This is a genomic window from Flavobacterium sp. (genome assembly GCF_040402835.1).
Taxonomy (GTDB): domain Bacteria; phylum Bacteroidota; class Bacteroidia; order Flavobacteriales; family Flavobacteriaceae; genus Flavobacterium.
Genome location: NZ_JBBALW010000009.1, coordinates 1 through 24,187, shown reverse-complemented (window position 1 = coordinate 24,187; position 24,187 = coordinate 1). Strand labels below are relative to the sequence as shown.

The 24,187-nt window shown below is 32.7% G+C and carries 16 protein-coding genes, 3 tRNA genes and 1 pseudogene; 14 read left to right on the top strand and 6 right to left on the bottom strand.

Annotation, left to right across the window (positions count from 1 at the left end; all coding sequences use genetic code 11):
* Nucleotides 1-2: 2 nt before the first annotated feature.
* A complete protein-coding gene (locus tag AC9UEH_RS04590) occupies nucleotides 3-2,729 on the bottom strand; it encodes a putative LPS assembly protein LptD (protein ID WP_509528918.1) in 2,727 nt (908 codons plus the stop codon).
* A 72-nt stretch (nucleotides 2,730-2,801) separates the two neighbouring features.
* Here AC9UEH_RS04590 and AC9UEH_RS04585 point away from each other — a divergent pair, with 72 nt between their 5' ends.
* The 8 genes from AC9UEH_RS04585 to bshA all read left to right on the top strand — a co-directional run bounded on the left by AC9UEH_RS04585 (nucleotide 2,802) and on the right by bshA (nucleotide 12,510).
* Entirely contained in the window at nucleotides 2,802-4,022 is a 1,221-nt protein-coding gene (locus AC9UEH_RS04585) for an N-acetylmuramoyl-L-alanine amidase family protein (protein ID WP_509528915.1), read from the top strand.
* Nucleotides 4,023-4,071: 49 nt separating this feature from the next.
* Nucleotides 4,072-5,034 carry an MlaD family protein gene (locus tag AC9UEH_RS04580; protein ID WP_509528912.1) on the top strand — a complete coding sequence of 321 codons (963 nt, stop codon included), beginning with the start codon at nucleotides 4,072-4,074 and terminating at the stop codon, nucleotides 5,032-5,034.
* Between the two features lie 6 nt (nucleotides 5,035-5,040).
* The gene (locus AC9UEH_RS04575; RefSeq protein ID WP_509528909.1) at nucleotides 5,041-6,372 is read left to right on the top strand and encodes a 4Fe-4S dicluster domain-containing protein; all 1,332 of its coding nucleotides are present in this window, start codon (nucleotides 5,041-5,043) and stop codon (nucleotides 6,370-6,372) included.
* A gap of 104 nt (nucleotides 6,373-6,476) precedes the next feature.
* Nucleotides 6,477-6,923: an LNS2 domain-containing protein gene (locus tag AC9UEH_RS04570; protein WP_509528906.1), complete on the top strand. Its 447-nt coding sequence runs from the start codon at nucleotides 6,477-6,479 to the stop codon at nucleotides 6,921-6,923.
* A gap of 42 nt (nucleotides 6,924-6,965) precedes the next feature.
* Nucleotides 6,966-7,757 (top strand): (Fe-S)-binding protein, encoded by a 792-nt coding sequence (locus AC9UEH_RS04565; protein WP_509528904.1) that lies wholly within the window; start codon nucleotides 6,966-6,968, stop codon nucleotides 7,755-7,757.
* 33 nt (nucleotides 7,758-7,790) lie between these two features.
* Entirely contained in the window at nucleotides 7,791-8,273 is a 483-nt protein-coding gene (locus AC9UEH_RS04560) for an ABC transporter ATPase (RefSeq protein WP_509528901.1), read from the top strand.
* A gap of 14 nt (nucleotides 8,274-8,287) precedes the next feature.
* A complete protein-coding gene (locus AC9UEH_RS04555) occupies nucleotides 8,288-11,296 on the top strand; it encodes a serine hydrolase domain-containing protein (RefSeq protein WP_509528899.1) in 3,009 nt (1,002 codons plus the stop codon).
* A gap of 80 nt (nucleotides 11,297-11,376) precedes the next feature.
* A complete protein-coding gene (gene bshA, locus AC9UEH_RS04550; protein ID WP_509528896.1) occupies nucleotides 11,377-12,510 on the top strand; it encodes an N-acetyl-alpha-D-glucosaminyl L-malate synthase BshA in 1,134 nt (377 codons plus the stop codon).
* Between the two features lie 82 nt (nucleotides 12,511-12,592).
* Here the strand turns inward: bshA and AC9UEH_RS04545 are convergent, their stop codons facing one another.
* A complete protein-coding gene (locus AC9UEH_RS04545) occupies nucleotides 12,593-15,145 on the bottom strand; it encodes an ATP-dependent Clp protease ATP-binding subunit (RefSeq protein ID WP_509528894.1) in 2,553 nt (850 codons plus the stop codon).
* 264 nt (nucleotides 15,146-15,409) lie between these two features.
* Between AC9UEH_RS04545 and gyrA the strand changes: the two genes are divergently transcribed.
* Nucleotides 15,410-18,040, top strand: coding sequence for a DNA gyrase subunit A (gene gyrA, locus AC9UEH_RS04540; RefSeq protein WP_509528892.1), 2,631 nt, complete (start codon nucleotides 15,410-15,412; stop codon nucleotides 18,038-18,040).
* A gap of 26 nt (nucleotides 18,041-18,066) precedes the next feature.
* A complete protein-coding gene (locus tag AC9UEH_RS04535; protein WP_509528890.1) occupies nucleotides 18,067-19,413 on the top strand; it encodes a tetratricopeptide repeat protein in 1,347 nt (448 codons plus the stop codon).
* A 54-nt stretch (nucleotides 19,414-19,467) separates the two neighbouring features.
* On the opposite strand, the gene AC9UEH_RS04530 is transcribed toward AC9UEH_RS04535, so the two are convergent.
* Nucleotides 19,468-20,229, bottom strand: coding sequence for a C40 family peptidase (locus AC9UEH_RS04530; protein ID WP_509528888.1), 762 nt, complete (start codon nucleotides 20,227-20,229; stop codon nucleotides 19,468-19,470).
* A 48-nt stretch (nucleotides 20,230-20,277) separates the two neighbouring features.
* Nucleotides 20,278-21,456: an acetyl-CoA C-acyltransferase gene (locus AC9UEH_RS04525; protein WP_509529048.1), complete on the bottom strand. Its 1,179-nt coding sequence runs from the start codon at nucleotides 21,454-21,456 to the stop codon at nucleotides 20,278-20,280.
* Nucleotides 21,457-21,755: 299 nt separating this feature from the next.
* On the opposite strand from AC9UEH_RS04525, the gene AC9UEH_RS04520 reads away from it, so the two are divergent.
* From AC9UEH_RS04520 to AC9UEH_RS04510, 3 genes are all read left to right on the top strand, one after another.
* Nucleotides 21,756-21,842 (top strand) — tRNA-Ser (locus tag AC9UEH_RS04520).
* A 122-nt stretch (nucleotides 21,843-21,964) separates the two neighbouring features.
* Nucleotides 21,965-22,039: transfer RNA gene (locus AC9UEH_RS04515), tRNA-Pro, on the top strand.
* A gap of 17 nt (nucleotides 22,040-22,056) precedes the next feature.
* Nucleotides 22,057-22,130, top strand: a tRNA-Arg gene (locus AC9UEH_RS04510).
* A 94-nt stretch (nucleotides 22,131-22,224) separates the two neighbouring features.
* Here the strand turns inward: AC9UEH_RS04510 and AC9UEH_RS04505 are convergent.
* Nucleotides 22,225-22,869 carry a nucleotidyl transferase AbiEii/AbiGii toxin family protein gene (locus AC9UEH_RS04505; RefSeq protein ID WP_509528886.1) on the bottom strand — a complete coding sequence of 215 codons (645 nt, stop codon included), beginning with the start codon at nucleotides 22,867-22,869 and terminating at the stop codon, nucleotides 22,225-22,227.
* The gene (locus tag AC9UEH_RS04500) at nucleotides 22,856-23,329 is read right to left on the bottom strand and encodes a helix-turn-helix transcriptional regulator (protein ID WP_509528884.1); all 474 of its coding nucleotides are present in this window, start codon (nucleotides 23,327-23,329) and stop codon (nucleotides 22,856-22,858) included. The genes AC9UEH_RS04505 and AC9UEH_RS04500 overlap by 14 nt, the downstream gene beginning before the upstream one ends.
* Nucleotides 23,330-23,560: 231 nt before the next feature.
* On the opposite strand from AC9UEH_RS04500, the pseudogene AC9UEH_RS04495 reads away from it, so the two are divergent.
* Nucleotides 23,561-24,001: pseudogene (locus AC9UEH_RS04495) on the top strand (IS982 family transposase); the annotation flags it as partial.
* Between the last annotated feature and the right edge of the window lie 186 nt (nucleotides 24,002-24,187).

Here is a 24,187-nt window from a genome sequence, read left to right as displayed (position 1 = left end):
TTTTATCGTAATTGTTTGTCAGCAGTTGTTCTTTTTTCCCATTTGATATCACTCAACACACTGGATTTAATACCAATAAAGAAACCCCAATTTGCATAAGGTCCTATTGGCATCCAATTGAAATCCATTCGCCAACTCAATAAATCGCGTTCAAATCGAAGTTGCGCGCCGTTGATTCCTTTATTGGCAAAATCATAACCAGAAGAAAGACCAACTTTCCATTTAGGAGTCAAATCTACATTTGCCGAAAAGCTCAAGGAATTTCCGATTATTTTATTTTCTCTATTCATATTACTATATGTCAGAGAATACGCCATGGTTAAATCCCAAGGCAATTTTGATTTGAAAAACTCGTTGACTTTATCATCTTTTTTATCTTTATCGTTAAACTGGCTTTGTCTTCGGTCACTAAAATCAGTATTGGTTCCATATAAATCATCTGGACGCCCTCCATTTCGTTCCCCTTGATCATTTTTTTTAACTTTATCATCGCCATCTTTACTAGATAATGAATAATTTAAAGTCATATTGGAACTCGTCATTCTAAACAAACTTCCACCATTATTTATATTGAAAGTGTTGATTCTTCTTCCTGAATTGTCAATTGCATAAGGATCTAAAGTCGTTCCAAAATTCACATTCATTTTGTTGTTAAAAAAAGTTGTTCCTCCACTAATTCTAACTGGTGACCATCTTAGCGAATCGGAAGTTGCATTGTAATCAGTATGGAAATTCAAGTTGTTCAATAACATTATTTTCTTCGGCTCTGTCTTTGTTGAATCTCGATCTCTAACTTTAGCTTCAAAAGTATTGCTTAAATCGAAACTTACCACTTTGGAATTTCCAAGTCCTGGAGCACCATAAATTCCTTTCTCAAAACGAGTATACTCTTTAATAATAGTTCCGCTTCCATCGGAGGCATAAGTGTCAAAATATTTTTCAAAACTAGGTGTATAGCTAAATGAAGCAGATGGTCGCATTACATGCCGGATAGATTGAATGCGTTTTTTGTCGCCAAAATTAAATGTTCCATATATTGTTGTTCCTAAACTTGAACTAAACGAATAGGTTCTAAAAGCATCGAAACCATTTACATCAGTATCAATAACTTTATTTGTTAGCACATCAAAACTCTTTTTATTTGTTTTTAAATACCATACTTCATTGTAATTTACAGTTGTAGAAGCACTGAAAAATTTGAATATTTTAAAATTTGTACTTAAGGGTATAGAATGTTGAATTCCTGATTTCGCATCTCTAAACATTTGGGGTTTAAAGAAAAACTCATCTGTTGTTGCTATTCGATTGTCTGCTTTCAAGGAATATTGCAAATTAATATTCTTGAAAAAACCTTTTTTAGCTCCGTCTTTCGGCGCAAATGGAAAGATACGATCTACGCTTACTTGAAGTGACGGTAAAGTCATATTTATGGTTTTGGTCTGCGTATTTTGAGAATGAGTGGCACTCAATGACATGTTAACTTGAGGAATTGAATTAAAAGTTTTTGAATAGGACACAGAAGAACTTAACGTATTGTTTAACCTTGAATTATTGTTTATTTGGTTAATAGATTGCTGAAAATAAGTGCTACTTCCTAAATTCACGGAAGCTGAAAAACGAGAATTTGGATTCGATTTTTGATCTTTCGAATGCGACCATTGAATATTATAGATGTTACTTTTTGAATAATCTGGAAAACCTCTTTCACTTGTAATTAGGTTTTCAAAACGAATATTTATATTACCTCTGTATTTGTATCGCTTCGCATAAGCTGATTCTCCTCGAAGTGCATAACTTCCATTAGTGTAATAATCGCCTAAAAGCGCTAAATCATAATTTTCACTCAAAGCAAAATAATAACCGCCATTTTGAAGAGAATATCCTCGCAATCTTGTATCGTTGAAAGTGGGCATAATAATTCCCGATTGGCTGGTTTCAGTCATCGGAAAGAAAGCAAACGGAAGAGCAATTGGTGTGGGAACATTGGCAATAACCATGTGTGTAAATCCAACCACAACTTTTTTCCCTGGTACAAATTTAACTTTACTTGTTTGGAAATAATATTCTGGATTGTCAATATCTTTTGAAGTTGTAAATCGAGCACGTTTCATAAAATATACGGAATCATTTTCTCTTTTGGTAACTTCAGCTTTAATTTTGAAATCATTTTGCTCAGTTCTAGAATTCCAAACTAAGGCTTTTTTTGTTTTATAATTAAATCGAATAGAATCGGGTTCTATAACGTTAGTTCCTTGTTTGAAAACAGGTAATTGTGTGTATTTTCCAGTCGAATCTTTTAAACGTCCAGCATAAATTTCGTTTTTTTCATAATCCATAACGATAATTCCGGCTTTCAATTCAATATCTTGATAGTATAACTCTGCTTTATCATACAAAGTCATCTGTTTTTTCTTCTGATTTATTTTTTCATATCCAAGCGCTGTTCTTTTAATTTTGCCCTCAAGAAGTGCTTTTTTAGTTTTTACAGTATCTTTTTTAATTGTATCGGAAACGTTTACCAAATCTTTTACGTTAACACTTAATGTTTTTGGTTCTTCTTTTGTAGATATTTTTGTCGCTTTAATAGGGAAATCTTGAGAATACGACTTAGCAGATCCTATTGTTAGGAAAAAAGCTAATAAAACGATATTAAATAAGTTTGTATGCAAAGGTTTAAATGCTATTTTTGTAAAGTATGGATTAGTTATTGAAGTTTCAAAACTACACATAATTTTCGGTCAAAAATAGTCAAATAATAAATTTATAGCCCCAAGGTTCTAATAAAATTAACTTATATCTTTATGTACATTAAAAATAAAATCAAAATCGTATCTCTTATTGGAATAGTTGCAATGTCAATTGCAGGCTTTAGCCAAAGTAAAAAATTTAAAATAACATTAGATGCGGGTCATGGAGCACACGATTTTGGTGCTGTTTATAACGGTCACGTAGAAAAAAACATTGCTTTAGGAATTGTTTTAAAAGTTGGAAAAATATTAGAAGACGAATCGGATTTTGAAGTAAATTATACTCGTAAAACAGATGTTTTTATTGGTCTTATTGAAAGAGCAAACATTGCAAATAGGGTAGATGCTACTATTTTTGTTTCCATTCATTGTAATGCAAATAAAAATACGGTTGCCGATGGAACTGAAACGTATGTGATGGGGATGACTAAAAACGCATCGAGTTTGGCAGTTGCAAAAAGTGAAAACGAGGTGGTAACTTTGGAAAAAGACTACAAACAAAAATACGAAGGATACGACCCGAATTCTCCTGAAACCTTAATTGGATTGACATTAATGCAAGAAGATTTTCTGAATAATAGCATTTCATTGGCAGCAAAAATTGAAGATTCATTTTCTGGATTGGGTAAAAAAATTAGAGGTGGCGGAGTAAAACAAGCACCTTATATGGTTTTGCATAAAGCCTATATGCCAAGAGTTTTGATAGAAACAGGATTTGTTTCAAACCCAATTGAAGGGGCTGTATTAGACTCGGAAGAAGGTCAAGATAAAATTGCAAATGCTATTGCAGAAGCGATTAAAAGTTACAAAAAAGAGTATTTTGGAAATGGTTCCAATAACAACGAAAAAGATAGACCATCAAAGAAAATAGTTGAAAAACCTTCTAAAGACACTACTATTCCTGTTAAAAAAGATGTGAAAAATCTTGCAGAAATTGTAAAAAAAGAACCGATTAAAGAGCTGAAAAAAGAAATCAAAAAAGAACCAGTAAAAGAACCAGTAAAAGAAGTTCAAAATGAAACGGGTGTTGTATTTAAAGTTCAAATTGCTGCAAGTAGTAAGAAAATGGATTTAGACCCAAGTAATTTTAAAGGTTTGAAAAATATTGATTCGGATTATAACGGAACCACATATAAATATACTTACGGACAAACATCTGATTATTCTGAAGCGAAGAAAAATTTATCGGATGCAAAATCAAAAGGATATGATTCTGCCTTTTTGATTGCTTTTAAAAACGGAAAAAGTATTTCCGTTAAAGATGCCATCAAATAATGCTACATTAACCAAAGTTTTATTTTAAATTTGTACAAAATATCTGAAATTGAAAATTACTAAAGAGATTAAAACTGGAATATTAGTTCTTTCGTCTATCGCCCTATTTATTTGGGGTTATAGCTATTTAAAAGGAAGAGATTTATTAAATGAATACAAAATCATCTACGTCGAATACGATAATGTAGAAGGATTGGCTTCAAACGCACCCGTAACAATAAATGGTTTGGTTGTGGGTAAAGTTTCAAAAATAACACTGCAAAATACCAATGGAAAGTTAGTAGTTCAACTTCAAGTAAAAAGTGGTTTTCCGTTTTCTAAATCAAGTATTGTAGCTATTTATGAGCCTGGCTTAATTGGTGGTAAACAAATCCAAATTATTCCAAATTTTGATGATAAAAATATGGCTATAAATGGCGATACTTTGAAAAGCGCCGTCAAAAAAGGATTGACTGATCTTGTTGCAGATAAATTATCTCCATTGCAAGAAAAAGTAGAGAAAATGGTAGTTAATGCTGATTTATTACTAAAAAATTTGAACGATGTTTTGGATACAAAATCTAAGGAAAATTTAAAAAGTAGTATTTCTAACTTAAATGAAACATTAGCAGGATTTAATATAGCGGCTAAAAATGTTAATGCTATTTTAGGAGATAATAAAAGTAAAATTGATGGAACATTAACTAATTTAAACAAAGTTTCTTCTGATTTTACTAAAATTTCAGATTCATTATCAAAAGCTAACCTTGGACAAATAGTTAGAAATCTTGAGAAAACCCTTGTTAATGTTGATAAGATAATGAGTGAAGTTCAATCTGGCAAAGGAACTTTTGGAAAGATGGTTAAAGATGAATCGATGTATAATAATTTAGATAAAACTTCAAAAGAATTGGAGTTGTTACTTCAAGATGTTCGCCTAAATCCCACGAGATATGTGAATGTTTCTCTTTTTGGAAAGAAAAACAAACCGTATACAAGTCCGAAAGACACCCTTTCAAATACTAAAAAATAATACTTTATGGGTTATTTAGACACTATTTTATTTGCAATTATCTTACTTTTAGGTTTTGGTTTTTTTACTATTAATATTAGAAAAATTATCAGAAACATTAAGTTAGGACAGCCTATTAATCGTTCAGATAATCCTGCTTTTCGATGGAAAAATATGGCAATGATTGCGCTTGGACAATCTAAAATGGTAAAAAGACCAATTGCTGGAGTACTTCATATAATTGTTTACGTTGGTTTTGTAATCATTAATATAGAATTATTAGAAATCATAATTGACGGACTTTTTGGAACCCATCGTGTATTTTCATTCTTAGGAACATTTTATAATATTTTAATTGGCTCTTTTGAAATATTAGCCTTTTTAGTTTTGGTTGCAGTACTTGTTTTTTACGCTCGTAGAAACATTATTAAACTAAAAAGATTTGTTCATTCTGATTTAAAAGGGTGGCCAAAAAGCGATGCCAATTATATTTTATATTTTGAAATCGTGCTGATGTCTTTGTTTTTATTAATGAATGCCGCCGATTTACATTTGCAAAATATTCCAGGAGGTTTCGGTCATTATTCTCAAGAAGGATCTTTTCCAATCTCACAATTTATTGCTCCAATTTTCAACGGATTTTCAGAATCATTGGTCATGATGATTGAAAGAGCTGTTTGGTGGATGCATATTATTGGAATATTAATATTTTTAAACTACTTGTATTTCTCAAAACATTTGCACATTTTATTAGCATTTCCAAATACTTATTTTGCTAATTTAAATTCTTTAGGACAATTTGACAATTTAGAATCGGTTACAAAAGAAGTGAAATTGATGATGGATCCAAATGCAGATCCTTATGCAACAGCTCCAATTGATGAAAATGCCCTTCCCTCAAAATTTGGCGCAAGCGATGTTCAAGATTTGAATTGGGTGCAACTATTGAATGCCTATACTTGCACTGAATGCGGTCGATGTACTTCAGTTTGTCCTGCAAATCAAACGGGTAAAAAGCTATCTCCTCGAAAAATTATGATGGATACCAGAGACCGTTTAGAGGAAGTTGGTAAAAATATAGATGCGAATAAAGGGATTTTTATTCCAGATAACAAAACATTATTAAACGATTTTATCACTCCTGAAGAACTTTGGGCGTGTACTTCCTGCAATGCTTGTGTTGAAGAATGTCCCGTAAATATTAGTCCGTTATCCATCATTATGGATATGAGAAGGTATTTAGTTATGGAGCAAAGTGCTGCGCCAATGCCTTTAAATGCTATGATGAGTAATATTGAAAACAACGGCGCACCATGGCAATACAATCAGCAAGATCGTTTGAATTGGAAAAACGAATAACAATAATCACATTAAAAATTCTCTTACAGGAGAGTTTAAGAGAGTTCTTAAGAACTTTAAATGTTTTAAATTAAATTAAATTACAAACACAACACACAACAAAAATGAACTCAGAAGATTTAGACAGGCAATTAGTTGCTGCATCAGAAAATGGTCACACAATTAGTCCAATATTACCAGAAGGAGTAAAAAATTATTTAATAGACATTGATGGAACCGTTAGTGATGATATTCCAAACGAAGAACCTGAGAGAATGTTGACAGCAGCAGTATATCCTGACGCATTAATTACCTTGAATAAATGGTACGATGAAGGGCACATTATCTTCTTTTTTACCTCACGAACAGAAGCGCACAGAGAATATACTGAAATTTGGTTGAAACTACACGGTTTCAAATACCACGGAATGGTAATGGGAAAACCACGTGGAGGAAATTACCATTGGATTGATAATCACTTAGTTAAAGCTACAAGATACAGAGGAAAATTTACAGATTTAGTTGATAAAGAAGTTACAATTCAGGTTTTTGATGACGAACATCACGAATAAATAATGATAACGCATTAGTTGTCATAAATAAATATAAATAATATGTCAGAAAGTTTAGTAGTTCCAACAATGGCAGAAATGCTTGCACAAGGAAAACAACCCGAAGTTTTATTTTGGGTTGGTTGTGCAGGAAGTTTTGATGATAGAGCAAAGAAAATTTCAAAAGCATTTGTGAAGATATTAAATCGTTCCAATGTTTTCTTTGCTGTACTTGGAACCGAAGAAAGTTGTACTGGAGATCCTGCTAAACGTGCTGGAAATGAATTTTTGTTTCAAATGCAAGCAATGATGAACATTGAAGTTTTGAACGCATATGAAGCAAAAAAAATAGTTACCGCTTGCCCGCATTGTTTCAATACTTTGAAAAATGAGTATCCCGAATTAGGTGGAAAATACGAAGTGGTTCATCATACAGAATTTTTAAAATCGTTGTTAGATGACGGTCGATTAACTATTGAAGGCGGTCAGTTTAAAGGCAAAAAAATCACTTTTCATGACCCTTGTTATTTGGGTAGAGCCAATAATGTATATGAAGCACCAAGAGAACTAATTCGCAAATTGGATGCCGAATTGGTTGAAATGAAACGTTCAAAAGCCAATGGTTTGTGTTGTGGTGCTGGTGGCGCGCAGATGTTTAAGGATGCAGAACCAGGAAATAAAGAAGTGAATATCGAAAGAACGGAAGAGGCTTTGGAAACAAAATCTGACATAATTGCTGCTGGTTGTCCATTTTGCAATACAATGATGACCGACGGAATCAAAAACAAAGAAAAAGAAGGCAATGTTAAAGTTATGGATATTGCCGAACTAATTGCAAATGCTCAAGATTTGTAATTATATAAATCAGAATTTAAAAAATAAATTATCATGTATATTCCTTTCGAAAATTTACCAGAAGAATCTAAAATATGGATTTATCAATCCAATAGAAAATTCTCTGACGAGGAATTTGCAGCAATTGAAGTTGATTTAAAAGTGTTTATTGAAAATTGGGCAGCACACGGAACCAGTTTGGAAGCGTCTTTTGAATTAAAATACAATCGGTTTATAATTCTTGCCGTAAATCAAGAAGTTCAAGCAGCAACAGGCTGTTCTATAGATTCTTCGGTTCAATTTATTCAAAATTTAGAACAGAAATATGAAGTAGATTTATTGGATAAAATGAATGTTACTTTCAAATTAGGTGAACACGTTGCACATAAAACCTTGCTTGATTTCAAAAAAATGGCAAAGGACAAAGCAGTTACAGAAAACACAATTGTCTTCAATAATTTGATAAATAATATCGCTGAATACAATGAATCTTGGGAAGTTCCAGCAATGGATAGTTGGCACAGTCGCTTTTTTTAAAATAAATTCATTTAATGAAATCAGTTCTTCTTCGTTTTTTTTTAGGTGTAATGCTAATTGCATTTGGAATTTCTTGTTCTTCAATTAAGCATGTCAAATCTAAAAATTCAATTGCAAATGAATTTGATGCTAATTTATTTGTAGATAAAAAACCTTTCAAAAATCCTTTTTTTTCTGAATCAAGAGCAGAAGAACAATGGGTTGATAGTGTTTATAATCAAATGAGTTTTGATGAAAAAGTAGGGCAACTTTTTATGGTAGCTGCCTATTCCAACAAAGATTCTATTCATATAAATTCCATTGACAAACTTATTAAAGAATCAAAAATTGGAGGTTTGATTTTTTTTCAAGGCGGACCCGTTCGTCAAGCCAATTTGACAAATCGCTACCAATCCAAATCTAAATTACCATTATTTATAGGCATTGATGCCGAATGGGGTTTGAGTATGCGTTTGGATTCTACGTATCGTTTTCCTTGGAATATGACTTTAGGTGCCATTCGAGACACTAAATTAATTGAAAAAGTTGGTGATAAAATGGGATTTGAAAGCAAAAGATTGGGCGTTCATTTCAATTTTGCCCCAGTTTTAGATATCAATACCAATCCAAAAAATCCAATTATCGGTTTTCGTTCTTTTGGGGAAAATAAAGAAAACGTTACCAATAGCGCCATTGCATTGATGAAAGGTGTTCAAAAACAAGGCGTTTTTTCAACTGGAAAACATTTCCCAGGTCACGGCGATACAGAAGCAGATTCGCATTTATCATTGCCATTAGTTAGTTTTTCAAAAGAAAGAATAAATGAGGTTGAGTTATATCCCTACAAAAAAATGTTTCAGGAAGGGCTGGCTTCAGTGATGGTTGCGCATTTAAGCGTTCCAAGTTTAGAGCCAAGAATTAATTATCCGACATCAATATCCTATAATGTAGTTACCAATATTCTTAAAAATCAATTGGGATTTGACGGCTTAATTTTTACCGATGCCTTGAATATGAAAGGCGCCAGTAACTACAAAAGGGAAGATGGAATACCGTTAACGCCTGGCGATATTGATTTGGAAGCATTCTTGGCAGGAAATGATATTCTTTTATTTTCAGAAAATGTTCCAGCCGCAATTGAAAAAATTTGTTTGGCATACCAAAACGGATTGATTTCTGAATTTAGATTGTCTCAATCAGTGAAGAAAATATTTAAATTCAAGTATTTTGCAGGTTTAAATAATTTCAAACCTATAGATACTGTTAATTTAATTAAGGAAATTACGCCAACTTCAAACGATGCTTTACAGTATCAATTGTATGAAAATGCAATTACCGTTTTGAAAAATAAAAATGAAATTTTACCTATCAAGTCATTAGAAAACAATAAGATAGCATATGTAAAGTTAGGTGATGATACAAACAGTTCTTTTGTTTCAACGTTAAAAAAATACACAGAAATTACAGAAATTACAAACGAAAATATTGATAGTCTAAATGTGCAATTAAGCAAATTTAATACGGTAATTGTTGGTTTCCATAAATCGGACAAGGCTTGGAAAAAGCAAGATTTTACAGAAACGGAATTACTTTGGTTGCAAGAAATTGCTAAGAAAAACGTAGTTATTTTAGACGCATTTACAAAACCCTATTCGCTACTTCCCGTAACCACTTTTGATGAAATAGAAGCAGTAGTTGTTTCGTATCAAAATGCAGATATAGCTCAAGAAGTTTCGGCCGAATTACTATTCGGAGCTATTGAAGCAAAAGGAAAACTTCCTGTTTCTATTCTTCCAAATTTTAATGTAAATGATGGCTTGTCAACAGAAAAAATTAATCGTTTAGGTTTTTCTACCCCTGAAAATGTTGGAATGAATCCTGCTATTTTGGCTCAAATAGATGTTTTAGCAAAGAAAGCAATTGATAATAAAATGACACCCGGATTACAAATTTTAGTGGCTCGAAAAGGAAAAGTAATTTATCAAAAATCGTTTGGTTCACATACTTATGAAAACACTGCAAAAGTTAAAAATTCGGATGTTTATGACATTGCATCGTTAACAAAAATTATTTCTACGTTGCCAAATGTAATGCAATTGAATGATCAAAATAAAGTGAATTTGGATACAAAATTAGGAGATATGCTTCCAATTTTCCAAAATTCTGATAAAGCTGCAATCCCATTTAAAGATTTATTATCGCATTATGCAGGTTTTCAAGCTTGGATTCCTTTTTATAAAGCAACATTAGACAGTTCGAAAGTTCCCTTACCTAAATATTATAGCAAAATAAGTAACGATCAATTTTCAAAAAAGGTTGCTGACAGCTTATTTATAAGAAATGATTATCACGATACAATTATGAAAATAATTGTAAACAGTAAGTTATCACTCAAAAAAGAATATAAATACAGTGATTTTACATTTATTATTTTAAAGGATTATTTAGAGAGAATGACTGGTAAAAAGTTGGATGTTTTGAGTCAAGAAAATTTTTATAATTCACTTGGAATGAACAATACACTATACAATCCATTAACAAAATTTGATAAAAATGCAATTCCACCAACAGAAATCGATACGTATTTCCGTCACCAAATAATTCAGGGTTATGTTCACGATATGGAAGCGGCTATGGAAGGTGGAGTAGGCGGTCACGCTGGGATTTTCTCGAATTCAATGGATGTTGCAAAAATGATGCAGCTGTATTTGCAAAAGGGAAATTATGGAAATGTTCAGTATTTTTCATCTAAAACCTTTGACGATTTTAACACCTGTTATTTCTGCAAAGAAGGCAATAGGAGAGGGCTTGGATTTGACAAACCTCAATTGGGTGCTTCTGGTCCAACGTGTGGTTGTGTGCCAATGATAAGTTTCGGACATACTGGTTTTACTGGAACAATTGCTTGGGCAGATGCTGAAAATGAAATTGTATATGTCTTTTTATCCAATAGAACTTTTCCAGAAGCAACAGTAAATAAACTATCAAAAGAGAATATCCGGGAAGATATTCAGAAGGTAATTTACGATGCAATTGAGAGATAATTACCATTAAATATTTTTTAACGTAAGTTTAATTGTTCTACAATCAATTTTCGTTACTTTCGTTACACTAAAATTCAAAAATGAGAATCGCAATAGTTTGTTATCCAACATTTGGAGGAAGTGGCGTTGTTGCTACAGAATTAGGTCTTGAATTGGCTCGAAGAGGGCACGAAATTCATTTTATAACTTACAGTCAGCCTGTTCGTTTGGCACTTTTAAATCCCAATGTTCATTATCACGAAGTAAACGTTCCAGAATATCCCTTGTTTCTTTATCAACCTTATGAATTGGCTTTGTCAAGCAAATTAGTGGATATGGTAAAACTTTACAAAATCGACATTTTACACGTTCATTATGCTATTCCTCATGCTTATGCAGGATATATGGCAAAGCAAATGTTGAAAGCCGAAGGGATTAAAATTCCAATGGTAACAACACTTCACGGCACAGATATTACTTTGGTTGGAAATCATCCGTTCTATAAACCAGCGGTAAGTTTCAGTATTAATAAATCAGATGTGGTTACTTCTGTATCTCAAAATTTGAAAGATGAAACCTATAAACTTTTCAATATTAAAAAGGAAATCCACGTGATTCCAAATTTTATTGAATTGGATAAAATAAAAATAGATTCAAATATAGCTTGTCGGCGCTCGGTTATGGCAAATACAAATGAAAAAATCATTACGCATATTAGTAATTTTAGAAAAGTTAAACGCATTCCAGATGTAATCGAAATTTTTAATAAAATTCAACAACAAATACCATCTAAATTAATGATGGTTGGTGACGGTCCAGAAAAAGAAGTTGCAGAAAATTTGTGTAAAAAATTAGGCATTTCTGATAAAGTTATTTTTTTCGGTAATAGCAATGAAATCGATAAAATTCTGAGTTATACTGATTTGTTTCTTTTGCCATCTGAAACAGAAAGTTTTGGACTAGCAGCTTTAGAAGCAATGGCTTGGGGAGTTCCTGTTATTTCAAGTAATTCTGGCGGACTACCAGAAGTAAATTTTGAAGGTGTTTCAGGCTATTTAAGCGATGTTGGAAATACTCAAGAAATGGCTCAAAATGCTATCAAAATTTTAAGTGATACTGCTGTCTTAGCTAAATTTAAAGAAAATGCGTTGTCCGTTGCAAAGCAATTCGACATTAAAAATATCGTACCTTTATATGAAGACTTGTATAAAGAAGCTTTAAGAAAACACATATGAATTTTTTTAATAAAAAATTATCTGATTTACTAAAAGGTAAACTTACAGAAAAGTTTTTTTAAATAATTCAAAGCACCAAAATCTACTGATTTGTAGGTTCCGATGCTTTTTTTACATTCACGAATAATTCTTGCGAAGTTTCATCCAAATCCATATAAATCTCGTCTCCTGAACTAATTTTACTGGTAATAATTTCTTCTGCCAAAGCATCTTCAACATATTTTTGAATCGCTCTTTTTAAAGGTCTGGCACCAAATTGTTTGTCAAATCCTTTATCGGCAATGAACGCTTTGGCGCTATCTGATAAATTAAGATTGTAGCCCAATTCTTTTACTCTTACGTATAATTTTTTCAATTCGATTTCAATAATCAAGTCAATATCGTGTTTTTCTAAGGCATTGAAAACAATTACATCATCAATTCTATTAAGAAACTCAGGTGCAAATGCTTTTTTAAGTGCATTTTCAATGATGCTTTTAGAATTTTCATCGGCTTGCGAAATTTTAGCAGCGGTTCCAAAACCTACACCTTGACCGAAATCTTTGAGTTGACGCGCACCAATATTAGAAGTCATAATGATAATCGTATTTTTAAAATCTATTTTGCGACCCAAACTATCATTTAAATAACCATCGTCTAAAACTTGTAACATCATATTGAAAACATCAGGATGCGCTTTTTCGATTTCATCTAATAATACGACACAATACGGTTTTCTACGTACTTTTTCGGTTAATTGACCACCTTCTTCATAACCAACGTATCCTGGAGGCGCTCCAACTAATCTTGAAATGGCAAATTTTTCCATGTATTCACTCATGTCAATTCGAACCAACGCATCTTCAGAATCGAATAATTCTTTGGCTAAAACTTTGGCTAATTGTGTTTTCCCAACCCCAGTTTGTCCTAAGAAAATGAAGGAACCAATCGGTCGATTTGGATCTTTCAATCCCGCACGATTACGTTGAATTGAACGAGCGATTTTCATAACTGCTTCATTTTGTCCAACTACCTTATCTTGAATAAGTTCAGGAAGTTTAGCTAACTTATTGCTTTCAGTTTGTGCAATACGATTCACAGGAATTCCAGTCATCATAGAAACTACATCGGCAACATTGTCTTCAGTAACTAAAATACGATTATTTTTGGCATCTTCTTCCCATTGTTCTTGAGCTATAGCCAAATCTTTTTCGATGCGTTTTTCATCATCACGAAGTTTTGCTGCTTCTTCATATTTCTGTCTTTTAACAACAGTATTTTTCATTTCGCGAACTTCTTCTAATTGAAGTTCCAATTCTAAAATTTGTTTTGGCACTTCAATATTAGTAATATGAACACGAGAACCTGCTTCGTCAAGCGCATCAATGGCTTTGTCTGGAAGGAAACGCTCTGACATGTATCGGTTTGTTAATTTCACACAGGCTTCAATTGCTTCGTCTGTGTAGGTTACATTGTGATGGTCTTCGTATTTATTTTTGATATTATTTAATATGGTAATCGTTTCTTCAACAGAAGTCGGTTCGACGATTATCTTTTGGAAACGACGTTCTAAAGCACCATCTTTTTCAATATATTGTCTGTATTCGTCTAATGTTGTAGCGCCAATACATTGAATTTCTCCACGGGCAAGGGCGGGTTTAAACATGTTGGAAGCATCCAAAGAACCTGTTGCGCCACCAGCACCAACTATAGTGTGAATTTCATCAATGAAAAGAATAATGTCTTCATTTTTTTCCAATTCATTCATTACCGCTTTCATGCGTTCTTCAAACTGTCCACGGTATTTTGTTCCTGCAACAAGGCTGGCTAAATCAAGGGTTACCACGCGTTTGTTAAACAAAATTCGAGATACTTTCTTTTGGATAATTCGCAAAGCAAGACCTTCTGCAATAGCAGATTTACCAACTCCAGGTTCGCCAATTAGCAATGGATTGTTCTTTTTACGGCGGCTCAAAATTTGAGAAACACGCTCAATTTCTTTTTCACGACCCACCACAGGGTCTAATTTTCCTTCTTCGGCCATTTCCGTTAAATCTCTCCCAAAATTATCCAAAACAGGGGTTTTGGATTTTTTGTTTGATTTATTGGCGGGATTATTAAAACTATCGCCTTTCAGACTGTCATCTTGTCCTGAATCTTCATTATAAGATTCTGCTTTTGGTAAATTTTCTAAGAATTCACCTTCACTATTATTTGGTGTCATGTTTAAATATTGTTCTTTAGCTGTGTCATAATCTATTTTTAGCTTATTCAGCAGCTTGGTTGTTGGGTCATTTTCGTTTCGAAGTATGCACAAAAGTAAATGTGCTGTACTAATTAAGGTGCTTTGAAACACTTTAGCCTCAAGAAAAGTAGTCTTTAAAGCTCTTTCCGCTTGACGAGTAAGATGCAAATTTTTCTTTTCATTGTTGATCTCCTTCCCCGGATTGGCGGGACTTAGAATTTCTACTTTTCTGCGTAAAAAATCCAAATCTATTGATAAATTATTCAAAATATCAATGGCTGTTCCGTTGCCATCTCTCAAGATACCGAGCATTAAGTGTTCTGTTCCAATGAAGTCATGACCTAAACGAAAGGCTTCTTCTTTACTGAATGTTATTACATCTTTTACTCTTGGTGAAAAATTATCATCCATATTATTCTTATTGCTTATTGTAAATTTAGTTAATTTATGTAATAAATACAAAAATCATACCTACCGTGTAAGTACTGTCAGCTAATTGACAAAAAAATATCTGATAATGAAAGAGAAATTGAAAATTAATTTATCAACTGAATTCGCTAATAATTTTGTTAATAAATTGCCTAAATTTATGTGCAAATTAGCGTTAAAAATATTTAATAAAGACTATATTAGCAAGATTTTTGAAACAAAATAATTTTAATATAACTATATAATATGTCTGACGGAGAAAAGTTAATTCCAATTAACATAGAAGATGAAATGAAAACAGCATACATCGATTATTCGATGTCGGTAATTGTATCACGAGCACTCCCAGATGTTAGAGACGGTTTGAAACCAGTGCATCGAAGAGTACTTTTTGGAATGCACGAATTGGGGATTACTTCGAAATCTGCCCATAAAAAATCTGCAAGAATTGTAGGAGAAGTTTTAGGAAAGTACCATCCACACGGAGATACTTCTGTTTATGACGCCATGGTTCGTATGGCTCAAGAATGGAGCATGCGGTATCTTTTAGTTGACGGACAAGGAAATTTTGGTTCTGTTGATGGCGACAGTCCTGCAGCAATGCGGTATACTGAAGCGAGAATGCGTAAGATTTCGGAAGAGATTATGGCAGATATAGAAAAAGAAACCGTTGATTTTCAATTGAATTTTGACGATACTTTATACGAACCAAAAGTAATGCCTACAAGAGTTCCTACTTTGTTGATAAACGGAGCTACGGGAATAGCTGTTGGTATGGCCACCAATATGCCACCTCATAATTTAACGGAAGTTATCAATGGAACGTTGGCGTACTTAGACAATACAGACATTGAAATTGACGAATTGATGAATCATATTAAAGCCCCAGATTTTCCTACTGGTGGAATAATTTATGGTTACGAAGGTGTTCGTGAAGCATTCAAAACAGGTCGTGGAAGAATTGTAATGAGAGCTAAAGTGAACTTTGAAGAGGTTGACGGAAGAGAATCTATTATTGTAACAGAAATTCCATATCAGGTGAATAAAGCCGATATGATTAAGAGAACCGCTGATTTAGTTAATGATAAAAAAATTGAAGGTATTGCGAATATCCGTGATGAATCGGATAGAAACGGAATGCGAATTGTGTATATATTAAAGAGAGATGCTACGCCAAACGTAGTTTTGAATACACTTTATAAATTCACACAATTACAATCTTCTTTTAGTGTAAATAATATTGCCTTGGTGAAAGGGCGTCCTCAGATGTTGAATTTGAAGGATATGATTCACTATTTCATCGAGCACCGTCACGAAGTTGTCGTTCGTAGAACGCAATTTGAATTGCGTAAAGCTGAAGAAAGAGCGCATATTTTAGAAGGCTTAATTATTGCATCTGATAATATTGACGAAGTAATTGCATTAATCCGTAGTTCAAAAAACACAGAAGAAGCAAGAGAAAAATTAGTTGAAAGATTCAAATTATCAGATATTCAATCTCGTGCAATTGTAGAAATGCGTTTGCGTCAGTTAACAGGTCTTGAACAAGACAAATTGAGAGCGGAATATGATGAATTGATGAAATTGATTGGACATTTGAAAGAGTTATTGGCAGATTTAAATTTAAGAACCGATTTAATTAAAGAAGAACTGGTTGAAATTCGTGATAAATATGGAGATGCGCGTCGTTCTGTAATTGAATATTCTGGTGGCGATGTAAGTATTGAAGATTTAATTGCCGATGAAAATGTAGTAATTACAATTTCTCACGCGGGTTATATTAAACGTACCAATCTTACAGAATACAAAACTCAAAATAGAGGAGGAGTTGGTCAAAAAAGTGCTGGAACAAGAGATTTAGATTTCTTAGAACACATGTTTGTAGCAACAAATCATCAATATATGATGTTCTTCACTCAAAAAGGAAAATGTTTCTGGATGCGTGTTTATGAAATTCCAGAAGGAAGTAAAACCGCAAAAGGACGTGCTTTACAAAACTTAATCAACATTGAAAGTGATGATAAAGTGAAAGCATTTATTTGTACACAAGATCTAAAAGATAAAGAATATACCAACAGTCACAACCTTATTATGGTTACTAAGAAAGGTCAAGTTAAGAAAACGTCACTTGATAAATATTCTAAACCACGTGTGAACGGAGTTGCCGCAATTACTATTAAGGAAGGCGATGAATTATTAGAAGCGAAACTAACAGATGGAAACAGTCAAATTATGATTGCGGTTAAATCTGGTAAAATGGTTCGTTTTGAAGAAAGCAAAACCCGTCCAATGGGAAGAACAGCTTCTGGAGTTCGTGGAATTACTTTAAGAGATGAATCTGATGAAGTAATCGGAATGGTTTCTGTAAATGATATGAGTAGTGAAATACTTGTTGTTGCAGAAAATGGTTATGGAAAACGTTCAAGTATTGATGAATATAGAATTACCAACCGTGGTGGAAAAGGGGTAAAAACTCTTAATATCACGGAGAAAACGGGTAAATTAATTTCTATTAACGCCGTAACCGATGCCGATGATTTAATGATTATCAACAAATCTGGATTGACCATTAGAATGGCAGTTGAGGATTTGAGAGTAATGGGTCGTGCAACACAAGGTGTGAAACTTATCAACATTAAAGGAAATGATTCCATCGCAGCTGTAACCAAAGTTATGAAAGACGATGTAGTTGAAGAAGTTTTGGATGAAGATGGAAATGTTATTGAAGTAGAAGCAATCGAAAGAGTGAAACCAGTTTTGGAAATTCTTGAAGATGAAGAAGGCGCTGCTGATGATGACGATGATGACGACGATGAAGTTTCTGAAGACGACGATGCGGATTCTGATGATGAATCTGAAGACGATAGTGAAGAATAATTAGTAAAAACATTAAAATTGGTATTATGAAAATTAGAATTGTACTACTTACTGGATTTTTTATGGTGTCGGTAGGTATTTTTGCTCAAAAAGACGAGTTAAAAACACTAAAAAAATTATATGCAAAAGAGAAAATCTCTGATGCAGATTTGGCAGAATATAAAGCAACTTTAATAAAAACAGAACCTTTAGTTTTAAATTCTACCGAAGATGACAAAGTTTATTTCGGATTTTATAAGGCGATAACTTCAGTTTTGGAATTGAATTCTGTTATGTCAAAACCAGAAAACGTTAACAAAATTGGATTTATAACCAAGTACTTAACAGTTGAAAATGTCAATCAATTGGTTTTAAACTTAAATGCTACTTTGGCCTATGAAAAAAAGTCAGGAAAACAGGTTTATTCCAAAAAAATTGAAGAAACAATAAACTCATTTAAACCGATGTTGGTTAATTACGCTATTGCTCTAGCAAATGAATCAAATTTAAAAGATGCAGCGCTTGTTTTAGCTAATATTTATGAATTAGATAAAAAAGATGTTGAAAAATTGTATTTTGCCGCAAACTACGCCGTTAATGCGAAAGAGTATGTTAAAGCATTGCAATATTATCAGGAATTAAAAAATCTAAATTACACAGGAGAATGTACCGCCTATTATGCTAAAAGTGTCCTCACAGACAAAGAAGATTACTTTGGAAATACTCCTGATGCAAAATTAGATAGGGAAACAAAGACAAAGTTAAAATTATATACTGATCCCCGTGATGAAAAAGTTGTTTCAAAAAGACCTGAAATTTTTAAAAACATTGCTTTGATATTAGTAGAGTTAGGTAGGTCAGACGAAGCAAAAACCGCTATTAAAGCAGCTAGAATTGAAAGCCCAGACGATGTAGCATTGATTATTACCGAATCTGATTTGTATTTGAAATCAAATGATATGATAACATACAAAAGATTGATTTCTGAAGCATTAATTAAAAATCCAAACAATGCTGATTTAGTTTTCAATTTAGGAGTAGTCAGTTATAATAGTAAGGAATTAGTAGATTCGGAAAAATATTATTTGAGAGCCATAGAAATTAATCCTAAATATACCAATGCCTACTTAAACTTAGCTATTTTGAAATTAGATTCTGAAAAAATACTAATTGAAAAAATGAATAAGTTAGGGACTTCACCTGCTGAAATGAAAAAATATGATGTTTTGAAAAAACAAAGAGAAGATGTTTATAAAAGTGCTATTCCTTATTTAGAAAAAGTAACAGAATTAGACCCTGAAAATGTTGATGCAATCAAAACTCTAATTGGGGTTTATAATGCACTTGAATTTACGGATAAAGCAAAACTATTGAAAGATAAATTGAAAAAATAAACTCTTTCTCTTAAAATTAAAATCCCGACTGTTAATAAACAAGTCGGTATTTTTTTATATAATTTTTTTAATAACTCGAAGTTTGTGCGTATGTCTATTGGCTTCCGCATTGTAAATACCTAAGTGATCTAGTCTATCAATTCTGACTTTTCCACTGGCGTGAATAATATAATTGTCTTCCATCATAATACCCACGTGAATGATATTGCCTTCTTCGTTATCAAAAAAAGCTAAATCTCCAGGTTCACTTTCTTCAATGAAACTCAAAGCATCGCCTTGTTTTGATTGCTGTGATGCGTCTCTCAATAATTTATATCCGTTTAACTTGTACACCATTTGCGTAAAGCCCGAGCAATCAATTCCAAAGGGACTTTTCCCGCCCCACAAATAGGGAGCATTCAAATACATAAAAGCAGTATTTATAAGCTCTGATTTTGGTTTAATTCCACTATCTTTTGCACCTTCAAAATCATAATTGGCAGTATTTATAGCTGTATTATTTAGAAATGAAAGTGAGGCACCAAGCGGAATTGGAAGCAAAAAATTATTTGGAGCGGTTATATAATCTATTAAGTCGCCATTTAAAATAATAACATCTTTGGAAATGTATTTAAAATCTTCTTTTGAAATTACCTGATATTGTTTGGTGTCAACCCAACCTTCATAATTATCAAACTGCAATTTAATTTTCGACCATTGTTTTAACTGTTCTAACACTTCAAAATGCTCTCCAAACAAGACTTGAGAAACAATTTCGCTTCTGTCGTTTGGTTCCAATCTTAAAGGTATAATCGCTAAATTACAAATTCCGAACATTTTTTTTTATTTAAATTTAAAATTTATAATTCATAATTTAAAATAATTTTAAATTCTTTCAATCACAATTGCGGAAGCACCTCCGCCACCATTGCATATTGCGGCAGCACCAATTTTTGCATTATTTTGCTCCAAAACATTTATCAAAGTTACGATAATTCTTACACCAGAACAACCAAGAGGATGTCCTAACGAAACCGCACCGCCATTAACATTGACTTTAGATGCATCCAACCCTAAAATTTTTGAATTGGCAAGACCCACAACTGAAAAGGCTTCGTTGAACTCAAAGAAATCTACATCTCCAATGGAAATCCCTGCTTTTGCTAATGCTTTAGGAACTGCGATTGATGGGGTAGTGGTAAACCATTTTGGTTCTTGAGCAGCATCGGCATAACTTTTAATATAGGCTAAAGGTTTTAAACCCAATGCAATTGCTTTTTCTTCACTCATTAATATAACTGCCGCAGCACCATCATTTATGGTAGATGCATTCGCTGCTGTAACCGTTCCGTCTTTTGTGAAAGCAGGGTTTAATGTTGGAATTTTATCTAATTTGACATTAGAAAACTCTTCGTCTTTAGAAACAATAATTGGTTCGCCACGTCTTTGAGGCACTTCAACAGGAACTATTTCGGCATCAAATTTTCCGGCTTCCCAAGCTTTTGCTGAGCGTTCGTAGGATTGAACTGCAAAATTATCTTGTTCTTCTCGGGATATTTTATATTCAGAAGCACATAAATCGGCAGAAACTCCCATCGCACTATTGTCGTAAGCATCAGACAAACCGTCTCTTTGCATTCCGTCAACCATATTTGCAGGACCAAATTTGTGTCCATTTCTAAGATGTATATAATGAGGAATCAAACTCATATTTTCCATTCCACCAGCAATTACAATTTCGGCATCGCCAGACATAATTGCCTGTGCGCCTTGCATTACTGCTTTCATTCCCGAGGCACAAACTTTATTTATTGTAGTTGCAATTACAGTATTTGGAAGACCAGCCAATAATGCTGCTTGACGAGCAGGAGCTTGACCAACGCCAGCTTGGACTACATTTCCCATAAGGACTTCATCGACCAAATTAGGATCTAAATTAATTTTATTTAAGGCTCCTTTTATGGCGATAGCTCCAAGTTGAGGTGCTGAGACAGTGGACAAACAACCCATGAAACTTCCAATTGGAGTTCTTACGGCAGATACGATTACTACTTTTTTATTTATCATTGTTTTAGTTTTAGACTGCGAATTTAATCATTTTGAGTAAATACTAAATTAGAAAACCGAGATTATTATTTCAAAAAAAGATGTAAAATATAAAATTCTATATTTATTCAAGAGTTTATTTGAGGGTGGTACAATAAAATAACTGATATTTGAATTTAAATAACGCTATACGATTGATAGTTAATGATTTTAAATTAACAATTAAAAAACATTTAAAAAATCCGATTAATAATTTGTAAAATATAGATTAGTACGTTACATTTGCAACCGCTTAAGGAGAAGACACGTTCTTCATTGGAGAGTTGCCTGAGTGGCCGAAAGGACATGTTTGCTAAACATGCGTATGGGTAACTGTACCAAGGGTTCGAATCCCTTACTCTCCGCTTTTTATGTTTTTATTCGGGGTGCAGCGTAGCTCGGTTATCGCGTCACGCAAGGCGTGAAGGTCGCACTTAAGAATTATTAAAAAATATTGAGATTACTAAAGATATTAATTATCTTTTAACGGGGTGTAGCGTAGCTCGGTTATCGCGCCTGCTTTGGGAGCAGGAGGCCGCAGGTTCGAATCCTGCCACCCCGACTTTTTTAATGAGCAATGGAGGCATAGCTCAGCTGGATAGAGCACCTGCCTTCTAAGCAGGCGGTCGAAGGTTCGAATCCTTCTGCCTTCACATTGTTGAACCAAAAGCCTTTAGAGTAATCTAGAGGTTTTTTTGTGGCATTTTTTCAACTAATTCAGATAGAAATTCAAAGATTTATAACCTTCTATTTAACTTCTTTTATAAAATCTAGTATATCTAGTTTTATAAATTCCCAATATTTGCCCTTTAAACAATCAGGTTCAAAATCATCGTCGGCGCTCTTAAAATAACTAAACTTATCTATTAATGTTGCTCTATCGTGAGTATGAGGATAGCGCTTTTCATGAAGGGTAAGCATATCAGAAATTGAATAATCATCTTTTAATTCGTGTATATCCCAAAAATCCTTCTTCCTACCATCTCTTACTATTACATCAAGTTTCATCGCTATTATTTCTTCAATGCTGGCCAAACGCAAGCCATCAATTAATAAGGTTTTATCAATAAATGAATCAGTATAAAACAAGTCTAATTTTATACAGTTTTGTTTATTTTCACCAATAAAATAACATTTTCCCATTCCTATAACGTCATAATTGTTGGTGTCAACATAAGGATAATTAGAACGTAAAAAAGAATCTATGGTATTAAAGTCTAGAGAACCGTAATCGACATCAGTAAAAAGGTCTATATCAACAGACATTCTGTGTCCTCTATGTAAACTTAATGCAGTTCCTCCCACAAGTCTGAAATCTGCAAAGACATCAGCAATCATTAATTCGGCTAAAATTTTACGCAGCAAAGGCGTTACAGTATTATAATGAAGCATTTTGCAGATGTTTATTTAGTAAGTCATTAACAGTTTTAGCTCCATAAAATCGAATAATTTCGTTTTTCTCTATATCATTACCACGCTCAAAAACTCTTTTGATAATTGCTTTTTTCTGTTTTTCCCAGTCAAGGGATGTCATTTTAGTATCCCAGAACAATACAGGTCGCAATTGCGGTAAATTAGTCCAACTTTTATTTAGCTTTCTTTTTTCTTCTTCAATTTCGTAATACACTTGTAAAATCATAAAATAACCTTCTTCTAATCCGAGAGCTTTTTCAATTTTTAGAGACAACGCTGTATTCATTCCTCTTTTACCTTTGGTAATAGCGGTCAGGGTTTGAGGGTATTCTTGTAAAGAGAGTGCAAAAGCACCTTTTCGCAAATGGCGTTTATCCAATTCGCGATTCAATACCAAGCCGGGATGAATTCCCTTTAAGTGATTTAATTCTGATTTCATAATACAAAAATAAACAAATTTGTTTACATATCTATGTTTACTAACAAAAAATTAGTATATAGTTTCTTAAAATATAAATTAGCTTCAAAATGAAAAAATATGCAAAAAATGAAGATTAAGCCAAGCAACATTTTTGTAATAAAATTGATTATTAAATCCGATATAATTTCACGGCATTTTTTCAACTAATTCAGATAGAAATTTTAAGATTTGATTTGAGAACAAATCAATAGGGTTCACGGAGTTTGTTCTGTATCAGGTATTTTTCATTCGTTAGATATTACAAAAGCAGAAGTTCATGATGTACATTTTTTAAAGAATATAAAACAACAAATGTCTGATTGTGTGCTACTTGGAGATAGAGGTTATTTGTCAAAAACTATTCAATTGGATTTGTTTCAAACGGTAAATATCAAATTAGAAACTCCAAAAAGAAAAAATCAAGTAGATTATAAACCACAGGCTTATATCTTTAGAAAATCAAGAAAAAGAATTGAAACATTATTTTCTCAATTATGTGACCAGTTCAAAATTAGAAACAATTACGCTAAATCTTTCGAGGGATTTAAAACAAGAATTTTAGCTAAAATAACAGCATTAACATTGGTTCAATATGTCAATAAATTCATCTTTGATAGACCAATTAATAATATTAAGAATCAAATAAATTAATTACACCCAACGGGTTAATCACTATTGATTTTATTGAGCTATTGGGTTTGGGTTCTAGAGTTGGAAACGTTTGAGGTTTAATAAGTTTAATAATGAAATTAAAACATAACCTAAATTTGATATAAATTTTTTCACAGCTATCCGAAAGTTTTAGAAAAAATCTAAATTTCCTTTGTTAGGTACTGT

Bases quoted from the DNA above. Each gene is read 5' to 3' on its own strand.
- AC9UEH_RS04545 (WP_509528894.1), bottom strand. From the start codon at position 15,145: ATGGATGATAATTTTTCACCAAGAGTAAAAGATGTAATAACATTCAGT.
- AC9UEH_RS04565 (WP_509528904.1), top strand. From the start codon at position 6,966: ATGTCAGAAAGTTTAGTAGTTCCAACAATGGCAGAAATGCTTGCACAA.
- AC9UEH_RS04590 (WP_509528918.1), bottom strand. From the start codon at position 2,729: ATGTGTAGTTTTGAAACTTCAATAACTAATCCATACTTTACAAAAATA.
- AC9UEH_RS04570 (WP_509528906.1), top strand. From the start codon at position 6,477: ATGAACTCAGAAGATTTAGACAGGCAATTAGTTGCTGCATCAGAAAAT.
- gyrA (WP_509528892.1), top strand. From the start codon at position 15,410: ATGTCTGACGGAGAAAAGTTAATTCCAATTAACATAGAAGATGAAATG.
- AC9UEH_RS04560 (WP_509528901.1), top strand. From the start codon at position 7,791: ATGTATATTCCTTTCGAAAATTTACCAGAAGAATCTAAAATATGGATT.
- AC9UEH_RS04505 (WP_509528886.1), bottom strand. From the start codon at position 22,869: ATGCTTCATTATAATACTGTAACGCCTTTGCTGCGTAAAATTTTAGCC.
- AC9UEH_RS04530 (WP_509528888.1), bottom strand. From the start codon at position 20,229: ATGTTCGGAATTTGTAATTTAGCGATTATACCTTTAAGATTGGAACCA.
- AC9UEH_RS04500 (WP_509528884.1), bottom strand. From the start codon at position 23,329: ATGAAATCAGAATTAAATCACTTAAAGGGAATTCATCCCGGCTTGGTA.
- bshA (WP_509528896.1), top strand. From the start codon at position 11,377: ATGAGAATCGCAATAGTTTGTTATCCAACATTTGGAGGAAGTGGCGTT.
- AC9UEH_RS04585 (WP_509528915.1), top strand. From the start codon at position 2,802: ATGTACATTAAAAATAAAATCAAAATCGTATCTCTTATTGGAATAGTT.
- AC9UEH_RS04555 (WP_509528899.1), top strand. From the start codon at position 8,288: ATGAAATCAGTTCTTCTTCGTTTTTTTTTAGGTGTAATGCTAATTGCA.
- AC9UEH_RS04575 (WP_509528909.1), top strand. From the start codon at position 5,041: ATGGGTTATTTAGACACTATTTTATTTGCAATTATCTTACTTTTAGGT.
- AC9UEH_RS04535 (WP_509528890.1), top strand. From the start codon at position 18,067: ATGAAAATTAGAATTGTACTACTTACTGGATTTTTTATGGTGTCGGTA.